Source organism: Streptomyces sp. NPDC004134 (genome assembly GCF_042874195.1).
GTDB lineage: Bacteria > Actinomycetota > Actinomycetes > Streptomycetales > Streptomycetaceae > Streptomyces.
Genome location: NZ_JBIAMS010000035.1, coordinates 1 through 17,130, shown reverse-complemented (window position 1 = coordinate 17,130; position 17,130 = coordinate 1). Strand labels below are relative to the sequence as shown.

The 17,130-nt window shown below is 74.7% G+C and carries 11 protein-coding genes; 4 read left to right on the top strand and 7 right to left on the bottom strand.

What is annotated here, in order from left to right; all coding sequences use genetic code 11:
• Window positions 1-113 precede the first annotated feature (113 nt).
• From fxsT to ACFYVJ_RS31925, 7 genes are all read right to left on the bottom strand, one after another.
• Window positions 114-3,068 carry an FxSxx-COOH system tetratricopeptide repeat protein gene (gene fxsT, locus ACFYVJ_RS31955; RefSeq protein WP_388899022.1) on the bottom strand — a complete coding sequence of 985 codons (2,955 nt, stop codon included), beginning with the start codon at window positions 3,066-3,068 and terminating at the stop codon, window positions 114-116.
• Window positions 3,069-3,134: 66 nt separating this feature from the next.
• A complete protein-coding gene (locus tag ACFYVJ_RS31950) occupies window positions 3,135-4,376 on the bottom strand; it encodes an FxsB family cyclophane-forming radical SAM/SPASM peptide maturase (protein ID WP_388899019.1) in 1,242 nt (413 codons plus the stop codon).
• 200 nt (window positions 4,377-4,576) lie between these two features.
• Window positions 4,577-4,813 (bottom strand): hypothetical protein, encoded by a 237-nt coding sequence (locus tag ACFYVJ_RS31945; RefSeq protein ID WP_388899016.1) that lies wholly within the window; start codon window positions 4,811-4,813, stop codon window positions 4,577-4,579.
• A 67-nt stretch (window positions 4,814-4,880) separates the two neighbouring features.
• Window positions 4,881-8,174, bottom strand: coding sequence for an SAV_2336 N-terminal domain-related protein (locus tag ACFYVJ_RS31940; protein WP_388899207.1), 3,294 nt, complete (start codon window positions 8,172-8,174; stop codon window positions 4,881-4,883).
• A 5-nt stretch (window positions 8,175-8,179) separates the two neighbouring features.
• Window positions 8,180-9,256 carry an AAA family ATPase gene (locus ACFYVJ_RS31935; RefSeq protein WP_388899014.1) on the bottom strand — a complete coding sequence of 359 codons (1,077 nt, stop codon included), beginning with the start codon at window positions 9,254-9,256 and terminating at the stop codon, window positions 8,180-8,182.
• Between the two features lie 436 nt (window positions 9,257-9,692).
• Window positions 9,693-11,885, bottom strand: a complete 2,193-nt coding sequence (locus ACFYVJ_RS31930) for a trypsin-like peptidase domain-containing protein (protein ID WP_388899011.1) — start codon at window positions 11,883-11,885, stop codon at window positions 9,693-9,695.
• Window positions 11,882-12,598 carry a CU044_2847 family protein gene (locus tag ACFYVJ_RS31925; RefSeq protein WP_388899008.1) on the bottom strand — a complete coding sequence of 239 codons (717 nt, stop codon included), beginning with the start codon at window positions 12,596-12,598 and terminating at the stop codon, window positions 11,882-11,884. The genes ACFYVJ_RS31930 and ACFYVJ_RS31925 overlap by 4 nt, the downstream gene beginning before the upstream one ends.
• Before the next feature lie 148 nt (window positions 12,599-12,746).
• Here ACFYVJ_RS31925 and ACFYVJ_RS31920 point away from each other — a divergent pair, with 148 nt between their 5' ends.
• The 4 genes from ACFYVJ_RS31920 (at window position 12,747) to ACFYVJ_RS31905 (ending at window position 16,644) form a co-directional block, all read left to right on the top strand.
• Window positions 12,747-12,926: a DUF6104 family protein gene (locus ACFYVJ_RS31920; protein ID WP_388899006.1), complete on the top strand. Its 180-nt coding sequence runs from the start codon at window positions 12,747-12,749 to the stop codon at window positions 12,924-12,926.
• Window positions 12,927-13,305: 379 nt separating this feature from the next.
• Window positions 13,306-14,235, top strand: a complete 930-nt coding sequence (locus tag ACFYVJ_RS31915; protein WP_388899003.1) for a DUF4097 domain-containing protein — start codon at window positions 13,306-13,308, stop codon at window positions 14,233-14,235.
• A gap of 1 nt (window position 14,236) precedes the next feature.
• Window positions 14,237-15,535, top strand: a complete 1,299-nt coding sequence (locus ACFYVJ_RS31910) for a helix-turn-helix transcriptional regulator (RefSeq protein ID WP_388899001.1) — start codon at window positions 14,237-14,239, stop codon at window positions 15,533-15,535.
• Between the two features lie 116 nt (window positions 15,536-15,651).
• The gene (locus ACFYVJ_RS31905; protein WP_388898998.1) at window positions 15,652-16,644 is read left to right on the top strand and encodes a fibronectin type III domain-containing protein; all 993 of its coding nucleotides are present in this window, start codon (window positions 15,652-15,654) and stop codon (window positions 16,642-16,644) included.
• The last annotated feature ends 486 nt before the right edge of the window (window positions 16,645-17,130 follow it).

Sequence of the window (17,130 nt, the reverse complement as noted above, 5' to 3'; positions counted from 1 at the left end):
GCTGGTACGGGCCGGGCGCCCGGTCCGTACCAGCGCAAAGAAGGGCCCCGCGCACTGCGCGGGGCCCTTCTCGTCTGCTCTCGTCTGCACGGACCCGGGGGTCCGCCCGCCTCCTACGTGGGCTGCGGCTCGAAGTCCCAGTACGGGCGCTCCCGGCGGCGCGACGCCAGGGTGTGCGGGTGATCGGCGCCCAGCGTCTCGCTGAGGTTCTGCATCGCCTCCCGCTCAACCTTCTTCGCCTCCTGCGAACGCCGCAGCGACCGCAGGTCGTCCGCGAGCGCCATCATCGCCGACAGCGCCATGGGGTGCCGGGCGCCGAGGACTTCCTTGACGGTGTCGGCCGTCTGCCGACTCAGCTCCTCGGCGTGATCGGGGGCGTCGAGCCGGTTGCGGGCGGCGGCCGCGTTCAGCGCGCAGCCCAGGGTCCACGGGTGCGCGGGCCCGACGGCGGCGGTCATCCGGGTGAGCGCCAGCTCGGCGATCTCGGAGGCTTCCTGCCAGTCGCCGGTGGGCCACAGGGCCAGCCCGACGTTGCCGAGGGTGCCGGCGGTGTACGGGTGGTGCTCGCCGAGCATCGCCTCGTACCGCCGGTTGACGGACTCGGCCAGCTCGCGGGCCCGGCGCAGGTCGCGGTGCTCGCGCAGGAAGGTGGCGTAGTCGGCCTCGACCATCAGGGTCTCGGGGTGCCGGGGGCCCTGGACCTGGGTGAAGCGCTGGACGACCGACTCCATGGCGCGGTCGGCCTCGGCGAGCTTGCCGAGCCGGCGCATGCACAGCGCGAGGTTGTGCTCGGCCCGCAGCGTCTGCGGGTTGTGCTCGCCCATGATCTGGCGGTGCAGCGCGGCGTTGCGCTGCTGCCGGGAGTGGGCCTCCTCGTAGTGGCCGAGGAGGCGGAGCATCCAGGCGTAGCGGGTGCCGGAGGCCATGGTCTGGTGGTGGCGGGTGCGCAGCCGCCGCTCCCGCTCGACCAGCAGGACCCGGTAGATCTCCAGCGCGTCCTCGTACCGGCCGAGCAGTGCGAGGGCGGAGGCGAGGTTGCTGCGCAGCGCCATGGTGCGCGGATGGTCGGCGCCGAGGAGACCGGCGTACTTCTGCCGGACGTCGTCGAAGAACCCCCGCGCCGTCTGGTACTCGCCGAGGCCCAGCAGTGCGCCGCCGAGGCCGTTCCTGGCCGCCAGCAGGTCGGGGTCCTCCTCGTCGCGCACCGGGCTCAGCACGTCCACCAGCCGCCGGCCGACGGCCTCGGACTCGCGGTAGCGGCCGAGGTTGCGCAGCGCCTCGGCGTGCGAGTGCACGAGCGTGATCATCGAGCGGTGCGTGGGTTCGAGCCGGATGGTCCAGGGGGCGAGCGTCAGCTCGCACATCCTCAGGGCGGCGCGGTACTCGCCGCGCTGGAGCAGGTAGTTGATGCAGTGCAGGACGAGTTCCTGCACGGCGGGGTCGGCGCTCTCCAAGGCACCGGCCGGCTCCAGATGCGGCAGCAGCTCGGCATACCTCGCCCATTCCCGCGTGTCCGTGGGACGGCGGGGGTCGGCCGCCGCCAGGATCCGGCAGGCGGTCGCCGACATCGCCTCCCGCTCGTCCTCCGGGAGGTCACTCCGCAGGAAGCGGTGGTAGAGACGGTGCATTTGAACCTTTTCGACCTCGGTCTCCGGCGAAGGGTCGGTGAGGTAGTCGATCGTCACCGCGGTGGACTCCGACAGCCGGCGCAGGGCGGAGTGCCAACTGATGGGATCGTTGGCCAGCTCCGCCAGATGCGACGGCAGTTGGTCGCTGCGCTCGACGATGCGGGACACCGGAATGCTGTCCGGGGAGAAGAACGCGAGGAGGTTGAGCATCGCCGCCGCCGCGGGCGTCTTCTCGCGCATCCCGTTCAGCGTTATCGACCAGCTCGTCAGGAAGCCCATCGGATAGTCGGAGCCGATGCTGATGCCGACCTTGCCGGGTTCCTTCTCGCGCAGCAGCTCGATGTAGTCGGCCGGCGCCATCGTGCTGGAGTCCAGCCACGCCGCGGTCTGGCTCAGCACCAGCGGCAGGTCCTGGACGGCCTCGGCCAGTCCGTCGGCCTCGGGCTCGGTCAGCCGGGGCGCGCGGCGGCGGGCGAAGGCGGTGCTCTCCGCCCGGGTGAAGTGCGGGACCTCGATCTGCTCGGCGCCGCCGCTGACGGCCCAGTCCCGGGTACGGGTCGTGATGAGCACGTGCCCGTCGCCCTCGGGGATGATGTCGTCGATCAGCTCCATCTCGTCGGCGCTGTCGAAGACCACCAGCCAGCGGCGGTACGGGCGGCCGGTGCGCAGCGCCTCGCGGACCCGGCGGAGCCGGTCGCCGATGTTGCTGCCGACCGGGAGGTTCAGCCGTACGGAGAGGTCGGCGAGCTGCTCGCGGGCCGTCATGCGGTAGCTGGCGTTGACGAACCAGACGACGTCGTAGTCGTTGCCGAACCGGTGCGTGTACTCGATGGCGATCTGGCTCTTGCCGACGCCGGAGATGCCGGACAGCGCGATCCTGGCGCCCTGGCCGGCGGCGGACAACGTGCCGTGGAGCCGCTCCAGGATGTCGTCGCGGCCGGTGAAGCGGTAGTTGCGGCGGGGGGTGTTGAAGACCACCGGCGGGTCGTTGGGGAACCGCGGGGCCCGCTCCGGCTCGCGGTCCGGGCGCACCGGGGTGTCCGGGTCGATGCCGAGCCGGGTCAGGACGCGGCGCCGGGCTTCGACGGTGCCGAGGTCGCGGAGGTCCACGGGCGCCAGGGCCGCCGCCGCGACCGGCATGTCGGTGGCCACGCTGGCGGCGGCGAACCGCTGCCCGTGCTGCGGAATGATCGTCCGCAGGGCTTCGTTCCACTCGTCCGTCTCGCGCGGGCCGAGGCCGAAGAACCAGTCGTCGAGCACCAGCAGGATGCGGTCGGGCGCCTCCAATAACCCCGTCAGCTCGTCGACGAGCGGCCGGCCGGGCGCGGGGCTCCAGCGCAGCATCGAGGTGGGGTGTCCGAGCAGCTCGAGCTGATAGGCGATCCAGGCCGCCCAGGGGCGGTTGAACCCCGCGTAACTGATGCTGATGGGCTTGGCCATACGACCGTCTCCCTCCGGTGCCGAGGCAGGCCGTCCTCGTGGCACAGTACCCCATCTGGTGGCCCGTCAGCTCACGCACGGCGGACCCGCCGTCACCTTCCGCTGTCCCGCGACCGCGGCCGCCAGACGGTGGGCGACGTGCCTGATGAGCTGCTCCAGATCGGCGCAGTACACGGAGGGGTTACGGAACCCCTCGCCGGCCCGGAACCGGTGCGCGTAGTTGCCGCCGCCGCACACCCCGACGACCGTGCACCTGCGGCACTGCGCGGACAGCGCCCGCAGGCCCAGTTGGCGCGCGGCGATGCCCGGGTGGTTGAGCGCCTCGTCGAAGGAGTTGCGGAAGACGTCGAGACCGGTGCCGGCGGCGTCCTCGTACACGGACTTGAGCGAGTCGATCTGCTCGATGGCGCCGTCGGTCTCCACCACGAGCGCCGTGACCGGCGAGAGCCCCACCGACTCGGTGGCGCTCGGCCGGCCCAGCAGCAGCCCGAGGATCTCGGTGAACAGCCGCACCCGGGGCGACGGCCTGGGCAGGTCCCACCACAGGTCGAAGACCTCGCAGAGCCAGTCGCCGTACGGGGTGGGGCCGCGGCCCGGCACCGGGGCGGGCGGCGCCGACCAGTTGGCGTGCGGCAGCAGGAAGTCGATGACCGGCGGCTCCAGGGCGCACAGCGAGTCCAGCACCGCGGCCGGCGAGGCGGTGACGTCGACCGTGCACAGGATGCCGCCGTAGCTCTCCGGATGCCGGCGCAGGAGCCGGGCCGCGCGCTCCAGGGCGGGCCAGGCGGGCCGCCCGGCGTGGTCGACGCGGCGGCTGTTCAGCTCCGGGGTGCCGCCGTCCGCGCTCAGCCCCACCCGGATGTCACCGGCGGCGAGGGTCTCCAGCGCGGACTCGGTGAGCAGCGTGCCGTTGGTCTGCACGCCGGCGACGACGGCGCAGCCGGCCGGCAGGGCCGCGCGTACCATCGCCGTCTGCCGGACCAGCGAGGCCGCGCCGGCGAGCAGCGGTTCGCCGCCGTGCAGCTCGACGCGGATCCGGTTCAGCCCGTGGCCGCGTACGTGCTCCGCGATGCGCTGGGCGGTGCGGCGGGTGGTCGCCTCCGGCATCCGGGCGGGCCGCTCGCGCCAGCCGCTGTCGGCGCCGTGGTAGACGTAGCAGTAGGTGCAGGAGAGGTTGCACCGGCTGTGCACCTTGAGGATGAACTGCCGGAACGGCACCGCCGGGACCCCGGCGGCGCGCAGCCGGCCGATGTCCAGCAGCCGGCCGGGCCAGGGCGCCTCCTCCGCGCCCGTATCTCCGTACTCCATGCGGCTCCCCGGCTCCCCCGAGTCCGGGCGGTGACGAACCACCGCCCCTGAATGCATGGCGCACAAGTCACACAGGTGAAACCAAACGGAAGCCCAACTGACTGCTTCTGTACGGAATCTGCCGCAATCCGACCGCCCGGCTTCGTCGGCGGGCTGTGAGGTGGCATCGGCCGGAGCGTGCGCCGTGATGTCGCCGGCGGTCAGTTGCCGCCGGATACGGGCTGGCCGGCGTCCGGCGGGCCGTTCTCGAAGTAGGCCCCGGCATCGTTGTCGGACGGCCAGTTGCGGAGCAGGTGGGCGACGGCTCCCGCGAGTACCGGCGGCTCGCCGCGGGCGGCCACCGCATACACGTCGACGTCGCTGAAGTCGGGCAGACGGACGGCCGCGCCCGCGGCTGACGGTGTCCCGCCCGGCTTCGCCGACAGGGGGTTCTCCACGCTGTAACTCCTCCGGAAGGGTGTGAGAGTCCTTCCCCGAACAGTCGTGCAGCAAAACGGCGGCGGGTCAGTCGCCGGCTTCGAGGGTGCGGATCTGCTCCCGGGTCAGCAGCGCCCCCGCGCTCTCCGTCTGCTCCGCCCGGCTCCACTGCTCCCAGGCGTCGCGGTACGCCCTGAGCGCCACCGCGCGCCCCGCCGTCGGCTCCAGCATCTGCCCGCGCCGGTGGTGCGCCCGGGCGGCTTCCGCCGCGTCGCCTGCCTCCTCGGCCAGGAGCGCCGCGCGCCGGTAGCAGTCCGCCGCCCGCTCCTGCCGCTGCCGGAACTCGGTCCTTATGTCCAGCAGGAGTTGCACGTCCCCCAGCTCCAGCCACGCCTGCGCCCGCACCCGCGCGGGTGCGTCGTCCTCCCGCGCGGCCCGGTCGAGCACCCACTCCGCCTCGTACAGGTCGGTGCGGGTGCCGGACGCCTCGTAGCGCAGCCGCAGGGCCCGGCCGAAGAGCAACTGCCGCCGCGGCAGGTCCGGGTGGCGCTGCGGCGTCTCCGCCAGCACCTCGCGCAGCACCGGCACCGCCCGGCCGCGCAGCCCGGCGTCGTCCGGGGCCAGCCGGCCGCGGCGCAGCAGCAGCTCGCCGTGCTCGGTCAGCACCTCGCCGTAGAGCGCCGCGCCCGGGGGCAGCAGCGCCAGCGCGTCCGTCAGCCAGCCGTCGGCCTCGACCAGCAGCTCGGCGGCGCCGCCCCGGGTGAACTCCGCGATCCGCACCTGGGCCTTGCGGCGCAGGCTCTCGGCCTGGAGCCGGTAGTCGTCGAGCGCGGCGGCCAGCCGGCCGGCGCGGTCGAGCGCGGCCAGCGCGCGGGCGGCGCCCGCGTCGCCGGCGGCGGTGGTGTTGGCCTCCGCGAGGTCGAGCAGCGCCTCGCACTCCTGGCGCCGCAGCTCCGGGCCGCCCTCCATGCGCAGCAGGTCGACGCCGGTACGCAGGTCGGCGGCGGCGCGCAGCCCGTACGCCCGGACCTCGTCCACCGTGCGCTCCGCCTGGGCGCGGCCCAGGGTGACCCGGCCGCGGGCCAGGAACAGCCGCGCGGGCACCAGCTCTTCGTCGGGCCAGCCGGCCAGCAGCTCGTCTATCGTCTCCTCGGCCTCGTGCAGCGCCGCGCCGTCGCCGGTCAGGGAGTGCAGCCGGCGCAGCACCTCGGCGAGCAGGCCGCCGCGCTCGCGCCGGGCGGCGTGCGTGGTGGCCAGGGGGCGGCTCTCGCGCAGTTGGGCGGCGGAGGCGCGGAGCGCGGCGACGGCCTGCTCGTGCTCGCCGTCGGCCACGCGCTCGCGGGCCACCTCCCACATCACCTCGGCGTACGTGAGCCGTTCGCGCAGCGGCGGCGCGGCGGCCGCCAGCGGCACGCCGCCGCCGGCCGGCGCTCCCGAGCCGTCCGCGGCCAGGGCGCCGCGGGCCCACTGCTCGGCCTCCGCCAGCGCGTCCGGCTCGCGCAGCCGCTGCCAGTGCAGCAGCAGCGCCCGGGCCAGCAGCCCCTGCTGCGCGGTGTCCCGCTCCTCGACGACGGCGCGGCGCAGGGCCCGTACGGCGTCCAGCAGGTCGCGGACGCTGCGGTTGTCCTCGTACTGCCGCAGCAGCTCCGCGCCGCCCGCGGCGGCGGGACCGCGGTAGGCGGGCTGGAAGGCGCGCAGCACCTGCTCGGAGACGCGCGCGAACTGGTCGGGGACCTTGGCGCCGCCGAGGTCGGGCTCGCGGTCCTCGCCGGAGAGGTACGCGACCGCGACGGCGGGGAAGTTGCGCGCGCCCTGCCCGAAGGTCCGCTCGATGTAGAGCGAGCAGTGCTTGAGCACGAGCGCCGCCTCGCCGTGGCTGAGCCGGCGCAGCAGCAGCTCGCGCACGCCGGGGCGGAAGTCGAACCACGGGTCCTCGCCCACGGGTTCGCGCGCCGGCTCACGCCCCGCTCCGCGCGCCGGGTCGCGCGCCACGACCAGCTCGCTGAGCAGGATCTCGGCGGTCTCGGCGGGCCCGGTGTCGGGGAACAGCGCGCGCTGCACCAGCCGGATGACGGGCAGGACCAGCGGCACGGCGGCCAGGTGGATGGCCAGCAGCCGGGCGGCGGGCGAGGCCGTCGCGTCGAACGCGGCGAGCGTGGCCGCCGGGTCGGGGCGTACGTCGGCGGGGCGGGCCGCCGCGGCCGGGGCGGCGGCGTGGTCCCGGCGCACCCAGCCGGCGGCGCCGGGCAGCGACAGCCCCTCGCCCGCGGCCAGCAGCCGGGCCCAGGTGCCGACGGCGGCGGGCTCCGGCGCGAGCACGGGCAGCGCGCGGGCGCCGGCCGGCGGCACGTCGCCGCGGGTGCCGGGGCGGAACTCCAGCGTCGGGTACGGTCCCGGGTGCCGGACGAGCAGTCCGGGCAGCGCGGCGAACGGCATCTCGCGCCACCGCCGGTGCGGCAGCGGCTGGACGACGGCGACGGGGGCGGTGCCGAGCCAGCCGTGCAGCATCCGCTGCATCCGGCCGTCGTGCCACATCGGGCCCGCGCAGTCGCTGAGCACGAGCGTCAGCCGGCGCCCGCCCGGGTCGTGCAACTGGCCTGCGTCCTGGAGCATCGACGGCCGGCCCGGCTCGCCGGTGCAGCCGACGCCGCCGTCCGGCAGCGGGTGCAGGCGGTGCACGGTGACGTCACGGAACGCACCGGAGCGCTCGGCGACCGTACGCAGGTCCTCCAGCAGCCGGCCCCATACCTCCATGGCGGGCGAGGCGTCCATGAGCAGTTGGAGCGTGGCGCGCCGCCGGGGCGTCCGCAGCACGGGGATGACCAGGTCGGCCCGCGCGCTCAGCTCCGCGGTCTCCTCCTCGTCCAGCTCGCCGGGCGCCACGGCCGCGACCCGCGGCTGGTAGCGCCGCAGCGGGCGCAGCGCGCGCTGCAGCGGCACGAGGGCGGGCAGCGCCGGGGGCTCCGGCACGCCGACACGGCCGATCTGCCGGTACGCGGGGGCGTCCACGGCGTCGGGCACCGGCGTACGCGGCAGGAGTCCCGGGCCCGCCGCGAGCCCCACGCGCCGCTCGGGCGCCGTATGCGCCCCCGCGCCGGTCTCGTCGGCGCCGTCCGTGCCCTCGGCGGTCGCGGGGTCGGAGCCTTCGGGAGCGTCGGCGGCATCGGGAAAAGTGGCTGGTTTCATGCGGTTCGCCGACCCCGGCACATCGGCGCGCGCATCGGCGCCGTCCGCCGCCTCCGCGCTGCGCGCCAGCTCCTCCGCGAACCACAGGACGTCGGCGAGGCCACGGGCGTCCGGCGGCAGCCCGGCCGCGAGGAGCCGGCCCACCAGCTCCTCGGCCTTCTCCTGTCCGCCCGCAGCAGCCCCGTGCCCCGCCATCGTGCTCACCGCGGCCTGTTGATGGGCCGCATCAGCTCCTCGGTCACGCGCCGGGCGGAGCCGTCCGCCTGGTCCCAATCGGCCTGCCGGGTCAGCTCGATGGCGTTGAGCAGTTGATCCACGGCCCGTACGTCGCCGGGGCCCGCCGCCAGGAAGCGGTCGATCAGCTCCGTGAACCGCTCGTCGTCGCCCTCGGGGAAGTGCGCCCGGACCATCCCCGTCAGCCGCGCCCGGTCCGGCACCGGCAGTTGCAGCTCGATGCAGCGGCGGCGCAGCGGTGCCGGGAACTCGCGCTCGCCGTTGCTGGTGAGCACGATGAACGGGAAGGCGCCGCAGCGCACCCGGCCGCCGCGCACGGGCACTTTCGTACCGTCGTCGCTGAGCACCTCGACCACCGGCGCGCGGTCGGCGATCCGCTCCAGCTCGGGGATCGTGAACTCGCCCTCCTCCAGCACGTGCAGGAGGTCGTTCGGCAGGTCGATGTCGCTCTTGTCCAGCTCGTCGACGAGCAGCACGCGCGGGCGCGCGGAGGGCAGCAGCGCGGTGCCCAGCGGCCCGAGGCGGATGTAGCGCCCGATGCCGCCGCCGGGCTCCTCGGCGGCGCCCGCCGCGCCGGCGGGGGCTGCGGTGTCAGCGGTGTCAGCGGTGTCCGCGCTGTCGGCCCGGCGGGCGGCGCGGTCGAGCTGGGCGTCCTGGAGGCGGCCGATGGCGTCGTATGCGTACAGCCCGTCGCGCAGTGTGCTGCGGCTGACGATGGGCCAGGTCAGGACCCGGCCGAGACCCAGCTCGTACGCCACGGAGTGCGCCAGCGTGCTCTTGCCGCTGCCTGCCTGCCCGGTGACGAGCAGCGGGCGGCGCAGATACAGCGCGGCGTTGACCATCTCGCACTCGCGGGTGCTGGGCCGGTGGTGGCTGGCCTCGCGGCGCCGCTGGCCGAGCCTGCGCTCGGAGGAGGGCTCCAGCGCGGCCGGCGGAGGCACCGGTGGACCGCCGTCGAATTCTCGCCAGGGAGGCGGTGCCGGCAGTCTCTCCATGCCGTCGTGGGGGGCGCCGGTGCCTCGGTAGATGAGCCACTCGCTCACGTCGTAACCCCTTTGTCGCCGACCGGGCAGCGGGCTTGCCCCACTGTCTGCCCGGGGACGGACGAGGGCAACCCTCACGGGGGTAAGAGGCTAGCCGGGCGCGCTGACGCCGGGTGCCGAATCGGCCAATCCGCGTGGTGGCGGGCCGGTTTCGTCCAACTGCGCAGTGGGGGCACGGGGTTCGCGTACGGCGCACCCGGACGCCCGCGCGGCGTTCACCCGTTCACCGCCCGGCTCACCCATTCACCACCACCCGTACGCCGTTCACGCCCCCTGGGGCAGGGCACACCGGGGTGATAATCCGGGTCCGCGGGCGTCGCCCCACGCGCCACACCGGTCACACCGGCACCCGGCGGGCCCCGATCACGCCACCCGCGTACCGCGCCAACTCGCGCCTGTCGCTCGCCAAGCCCCTCGACTCCCCCTCCACCGCCGCTCAACCACCGGCACCAATCGTGTCGTCCGCGTCGTCGTAGAAGAGGATCACGTCCGCCGCGCACCCGCGGCCGGCCTCCAGCGCCTCCCGGCGCACCTCGTGCAGCCGCCCCGGCAGATCGCGCACGACCGTTCCTGCACCGTCCGCCAGCAGCGCCGCCAGCTCCTCGTGGTACGCCGCGCAGTCCTCGCCGCACTCCTCGCCCCGGTGGCCCCCCGCGCGCCACAGCGCGACGGCCGTGCCCTCGTCGAGCAACTGCCCCACGACCGCCGCCCGCCCGCTGCCGTCGCCCAGCGCGTGGCAGAACACCGGCACCCCGCCGTCGCCCGCACCGCGCCCCCAGCCCGGCGGCGCGGCCCGTACCAGCCGCTGCCGCGGCGCACGGCTCATCCGCCGCCACCGGTCGCGCCACAGCGGCTCCGGCTCGGGACCGGCGCGCGCCGCGTCCCGGTGCACCACCGGGCGCACCGTGCCCGCCGGCGGCCGGGCCGCGGTCGCCCGGCCGGACGCCGGCAGCTCCCAGCGGTACGTGGGGTGCGCCTGCCGCTCCTCCGGCAGCGCCACCTCCAGCCGCACCCGCGTCTGCGCCTCCGCGTCGGCCCCGAGCAACTGCGGCGCCAGCGCCTGGAGCACGTGCGCCTCCGCCTCCTCGAACGAGCCCCCGGCGTACGACTGGTCGAGCGCGACGTGCTCCCACTCCCCCTTGCCGTAGCCGCGCCGCACGGTCCAGTTGTAGCGGGGCACCGACCCCGCGGCGGGGTCGAGGAACGGCAGCTTGTCGAACGTGACGAGGACGCTCACCGGCGCCCGCCGCACCGCGCGGATCTCCTGCCGCTGCCGCGGCGGCAGCTCGCCCGCGCGCTCCGCGACCCACGACTCGAGGGATCCGACGGCCGTACCCGCCCCCGCGTCGGAGCCCGCGCCGATGTCGGCGGCGGCCTCGCGGGCCACGAGCTTCAGATAGAGCAGCATGTCGCGCAGCGCGCGCTCCGGCGCGGCGTGCCGGTGCAGCAGCCCGTGGCCGTCGCGCCAGTCGCGCAGCCGCCGGGCGCCCAGCGGGCGCCCCTGGATGTCGAGCACCTGGTGCACCAGCCGTTCGACGACCTCCGGGTCGCGCGGCGCGGGCAGGTCGGCGAGCCGCCACAGCGCGCTCAGCCGGTCGAGCGCGCCCCAGGCGCCGAACCGCGCCGGGCCCAGCGCGCGCTGCAGGTCGGTCCAGGAGGTGCGTTCGTCGTCGATGCCGTGGTGGCGGTGCCAGTGCCAGGCGTCGTGCAGCCGCATCAGCTCGCGGTACGGCTCGGGGCCCAGGCCCGTCGCGCCGGGCAGCAGGTGCTCGTCCGAGAGCGCGTGGAGCTCGTCGAGGGACACGGCGGTGCCGCCGCCGGTGCCGCTGCGGTAGCGGGCCTTGACGACGCCGACGACCTCGCCGCGGCCCAGGTGCAGTACGGGCCCGCCGGAGGCGCCCCGGCGGATCGGGGTGGGGGTGCCGAGCAGGATCTGCTGCCCGTTGCGCCCGGCGAACTCGGCACTGAGCAGCGCCGCGTCGACGTCCTCGCTCCCGGCGCCGGCGCGCCCGGGGGCGCTGAGGAGGACGGCCTGGTCGAGGAAGTCGTCGTAGCGGTCGCCGAGCCAGACGGGTTCGCTGCCGGCCGGGGGCCGGGCGACGGGCTGAGTGCCCGCCTGAACGCCTGGCTGAGGGCCCGTCTGGGCACCTGTCTGGGCGCCGAACATTGCCGCGGGCGGGAGCCCGTACCGCGCTTCGCCGGCCGGGGCGCCCACGCCTGCCGCTTCGGCCCGTACCGGCAACAGCCGCACCAGGGCCAGATCCGGCCCAACCTGCATCACCGCTTCCGCGAACGTCTCGTCCCGTACCTCCGGATCGCGGCCCATCCGCGCGGCGGTGCTGTCCGGCGACGGCATGCTGTACTCCACCCGCCCCGGCACCGTACGCCCGCCCACGACCACGCCGATCAGCTCGCCCGGCGCCGTACCGCGCCGCCAGCCGTCGGGGTGGACGAAGACGTGCGCGCAAGTCAGCACCCACTCCGGCGCGACGAGGAACCCGCTGCCCCACAGCGACCGGTCCTCCGACCCGGGCGCCGCCCGGATGTCGACCGTCGCCGCGGCGGCCAGTTTGCAGAGCTGGTAACGCGCGTAGTCCGCCGCCTCGCTGCTCTCGATCGGAACCCTCATACCGGTGCAGACGCCGTGGAAGACGTGCCGGATGCACCAGATGCAGCCGTATCGGACGTGGCGGTCGATGCGGTGGATGCGGTGGATGCGGTGGATGCGGTGGATGCCGTGGATGCCGTGGATGCCGTGGATGCCGTGGATGCCGTGGATGCCGTGGATGCCGTGGATGCCGTGGATGCCGTATCGGACTCGGCTCCCGAGGGGCCGGCCGGGCGCGAGCCCGGCTGCCAGGTCAGGGTGACCGACAGTTGGGCCGTGGTGTTCGCGTCGGCGAGCAGCGCGATCGCCTTCCCCGTCCCCGCGGAGATCTCCACGCCGAACGTCACGCTCACCTCGTCCGGCGCGGCGGCCGCGGCGGCGGCCCGTACGGAGGCGGCCACTCCGCCGATGAGGGGCGTGAGCCCGGCGACCCGGGAGGTCAACCGGCCCCAGTCGGCGACGGGTTCGAGGTCGGTGTCGTCGTCGGCGTCGTAGCTGGGGGCGTAGTCGGGGTCGTAGCCGGCGTCCGCGAGGTCGGCGATATCCGCGTCGAGGTCCGCCTCGGGCTCGACGTCCGGCCCGGCGCCGCCCCCGGGGGCACCCGCGGGCGCCGGCACCCCCGCCCGCGTCCCTGCCCGCGCACCCGCCGCGACCCGCTCGTCGAGCGGCGTCGCCCGGACCCACACCTCGGTGCCGTCCGGCAGAGTCACGCGCTGCGGCAGGTTGCTGCTCATCCGGTTCCCCCGACTACGCTCGGTGCCCAATGCACCGACATTAGTCCGCGGACCGCCGCCCCGCGACGGTACCCGCGGCCCCACGCCGCCCATCCGCCCCGGTGAGCGATACTGAACCGGTCACTTTCCCCCTTCCGGAGCACCCACCATGTACTTCACCGACCGCGGCATCGAGGAGCTGGAGAAGCGGCGCGGCGAGGACGAGGTCACCTTCGAGTGGCTCGCCGAGCAGTTGCGCACGTTCGTCGACCTGAACCCCGAATTCGAGGTCCCGGTCGAGCGCCTGGCCACCTGGCTGGCCCGCCTCGACGACGAGGACGAGGAGTAGGCACAGGCACAGCCCGACCGGTCGCAGCCTGCCGAGCGGCGCCCGCGGGAGTACGTGTGCGACAGCGCCCCTCTCGCTGCACCGGCGGCCCACGTGACTGCCCACTGCCGGTCTGGGGCACGGACCGTCCGCCGGTCCGGAACCAGTCGCACGCACACCTGAAGTACCCGGCTCACCTGGGTCCGGACGAAGAACGTCCGCCAGGCAGGCTGCAGGATCCGCCACTCCGCCACCGGCACCGGGTCCGCCCCTCCACACCGGACCCGCCCCCGGGGCTACGCTTGACTTCCGTGCACCGCGATATATCGTGTCTTGGCAGAGACGCGATATGTTGCGTTGGGTGGGAGCGCTCGCCAGAGCCCGAGTCAGGAGGCCGTGGATGTCGGTGCAGCTTGTGGCCGATCCCCAGACCCTCGCTTTCGAGGAGCCGGTCACGGCCCTGAAGGTGCGGATCGTCAATGGAGCCGTGCACGTCGTCGGGACCCACGACGACGCCGGTCGGCCGGGCGCGGCGCGCCTGGAGGTCAGCGAGATCGAGGGCCCGCCGCTGCGCGTCTCGCTGGAGAACGGCGAGCTGACGGTCGCGTACGAGGACCTGCCCTGGCGCGGCTTCCTGAAGTGGCTCGACCGCAAGGGCTGGCGCCGCCGCGTCGTCGTCTCCCTCGCCGTGCCGGCCACCGCCCGCGTCGAGGTCGGCGTCGTCGGCGCCGACGCGGTCGTCTCGGGCATCGCGGGCCGTACGGACGTACGCGGCGTCAGCGGCGGCGCCACCCTCGTCGGACTCTCCGGCCCGGTCCGCGCCGACACGGTCTCGGGGGAGCTGGAGGCCCAGGCCCTCGAAGGCGACCTGCGCTACAACTCCGTCTCCGGCCCCCTCACCCTCATCGACGGCGCCGGCGGCAGGGTCCAGGCCGACACGGTCAGCGGCGACATGGTCATCGACCTCTCCCCCGCCGCCCGCGCCGCGGACGTCCGGGTCAACACGGTCTCCGGCGAGATCGCCGTACGGCTGCCGGAGGAGCCGGACATCGAGGTGCACGCGAGCACGACGAGCGGCGCGGTCTCCAACGCCTTCCCGGCGCTGGACGTCAGCGGCCAGTGGGGGGCGAAGTCCGTCGACGGCCGGCTGGGGGCGGGCAAGGGCTCGCTGAAGGCGACGACCGTCTCGGGCGCCCTCGCGCTGCTCCGCCGCCCGGAGGGGGTGGACGAAGAACCGGAGGACGCGCCGCCGGGCGCGGGTCCGGCCGGTCCCGCCGGTCCGTCCGGACCGTCCGGACCGTCCGGACCGTCCGACAAGAAGGTGCTCTGACATGCCCCCCGTCTTCGCCCACGGCCGTCTCCGGCTCTACCTGCTCAAGCTGCTCGACGAGGCCCCCCGCCACGGCTACGAGGTGATCCGCCTCCTCGAAGAGCGCTTCCAGGGCCTGTACGCCCCCTCCGCCGGCACCGTCTACCCCCGGCTCGCCAAGCTGGAGACCGAGGGCCTGGTCACGCACACCTCCGAGGGCGGCCGGAAGGTCTACGCCATCACCGAGTCCGGCCGCGCCGAACTCGCCGCCCGCCAGGCGGAGCTGGCGGAACTGGAGCTGGAGATCCGCGAGTCCGTCGCCGAACTCGCCGCCGAGATCCAGGCCGACGTCAGCGGCACGGCTAGCGACCTGCGCCGCGAGATGCGCCAGGCGGCCAAGGAGGCCCGTACGTCGGGCGGCGCGAGCGCGGGCGAGAAGGAGTCGTGGCGGCAGGCGAAGGAGGACTTCAAGCGCGCGAAGCAGGAGTTCAAGGAGCAGGCGAGGCGCGCGAAGGACGAGACACGGCGGGCCCGGCAGGACGCGGAGCAGGCGCGCAAGCACGCGCGTGAGACGCAGGAGCGGGTGCGCAGCGAGGCGGAGCGGATCGCGCGGCAGGTGCAGGAGCAGGTGCAGACGAGGGTCCGTACCGGCGACTGGCAGGGCGGCCTGATGGACGGCCTGGCGGAGCTGACGCGGGAGTTGGGCAACCTGGGCGGCTTCGGCGGCCGCGGCACGGGCGCGGGGGGCGCGGGGACGGGGGCGGAGGCGGGTACGCGGACGGACGCGGACGCTCGGACGAGCGCCGACGCCGCGACGGACGCGGACGCCGCGACGGACGCGGGCGCTGGGACGGACGTGGGCGCTGGGACGGACGTGGCCGCCGGGACGAGCACGGGCGCTGGGCCGAGCGCGCGTACGGGGCCCGCCTCTCCGTCCGACACGATCGCCGACGCGGCCAACGCCCCCACCCAGCCGTCGGGCGGGATGGGCACCGCCGCCGGAACGGCGGGCATGGGCGGCGTCAGGACACCCTGGCCGTCGTACATCAAGCCGGACCCCGCCGACACCCCGGAGTGGGCCGAGGAGGACACCCCGCAGGACGCCACCCCCGCCGAGCTGGCCCGCGAACTGGAGCGCCTGCTCGACCGGTTCCGCGACGACGTCCGCGACGCCGCCCGCGACAACGGCGTCTCGCCGGACCAGCTCCGCGAGGCCCGCCGCCACCTGTCCACGGCGGCGGCGCACCTAACGGCACTGCTGCGCCTGGGCAGCGACGGGCGTCGCGACGGAGGCGGCGGGGGCCACGGCGGAGGGGGCTGAGGCAGAGGCGGCACCGCGCGGGACTGAACTGCGGGGCGCTGCCGACGTCTTGAAATGTACGCGGTGAGTGTGCGAAAAAGGTCTGGACCTTTGCTCGCACGATGAGAGGCGTCCCTGTGAGGCCCACCCCCACGCTCGCCGCGCTGAGCACCACCGCCGCCTGCCTCCTTGCCCTGACCGCGACCTCCTGCAGTTCGGACAGCGGCGCCGCCGCAGAACCGCCGGAGACGCCCACCGTGCCGACCGGCGTGACCGTCTACACGAGCACGTCCACGTCGGTGCACGTCATGTGGAACAAGGCGGCGGAGGCGGAGAACGTCCGGCGGTACGAGGTGTATCGCAACGGCAAGAAGATCCAGAACGTACCGGCCGAGAAGCACATGATCGACATCACCGGCCTCAAGCCGTCGTCCTCGTACACGTTCTCCGTACGGGCACGGGATGCCGACGGCAAGCTCTCCGGCCCGGGCCAGGCCCCCGCGGTCACGACCCCGTCGGCGGACGCCGACGACAGCAAGCCGCCCACGCGGCCGGCGACCCTCAAGGCGCGTGCGGACGGGCCGCGTTCGGCGACGCTGACCTGGACGAGGTCGGAGGACGACAAGGAAGTCACGTCCTACGACATCTACCAGGAGGGCACCAAGATCCACAGCGTCGGCGGCACGGAGACCACCGCCGCGGTCACCACCCTCCGCCCCGACACCCACTACACCTTCACGGTCAAGGCCCGCGACGCCGCCGACAACTCGGGCCCGGCCAGCCCCTCCGCGAGCGTCACGACGGAGGCGGAACCGGGTGGAAAGGCGGGCGCGGAGATCCCGACGGACCTCCAGGCGACGGCCCGCAAGGACGCCGGCGCGTGGAACCTCGACCTGGTGTGGAACGCCCCGAAGGCGGGCGGCGACATCACGGAGTACGAGGTGTACGTGGACGGGAAGTTCGCCTCGAAGCTGGTCCTGGGCGAGTCCGCGCCGAAGGACACGGGGCGGATCAGCCTGCCGCTGGAGAAGTCGGGGAAGGCGACGTATGCGGTGAAGGTGCGGGCGAAGCTGCCGGATGGGAAGTGGGGTCCGTTCGCGAAGGAAGTGACGGTGAAGGCGGGGGGATAGCCCTGCGCATGGCGGCGGCGTAGCCCTCGCCCGCCTGCGCAGGGGTGTGCGCGCGCCTGGCCTTCCCTGACGCCTGCCCAGGCGTATACGCCTGGGCTGTCGCCCGCGCTCGCCCGAGGGTACGAGCTTCGTCCTCCCTGACGCCCACTCAGACGTACGCGCCCGGTCTTGCCCGCAGACCCGCCCAAGGGGTATGCGCCCCGACCCTCACCCACGCCTACCCAAGGGTGTGCGCCTCGCCTTGTCTTGACACCGCCCAAGGGTGTGCGCCTCGCCTTCCCTTGACACCGCCCAAGGGTGCGCGCCTCGCCTCCCCTGACGCCCGCCCAGGCGTACGCACCCCAGCCGTCGCACCCAGCCTTCCCCTCACACCCGCCCAAGGGTAGGCGCCTGCTCTGACAGTGAGGATTGGTGATGGCACCGCCCGGGGGTCTGGCTCTTGCTCTGACTGACGCTTCGGCTGTCCTTGCGTTGAATCGTCGGCCT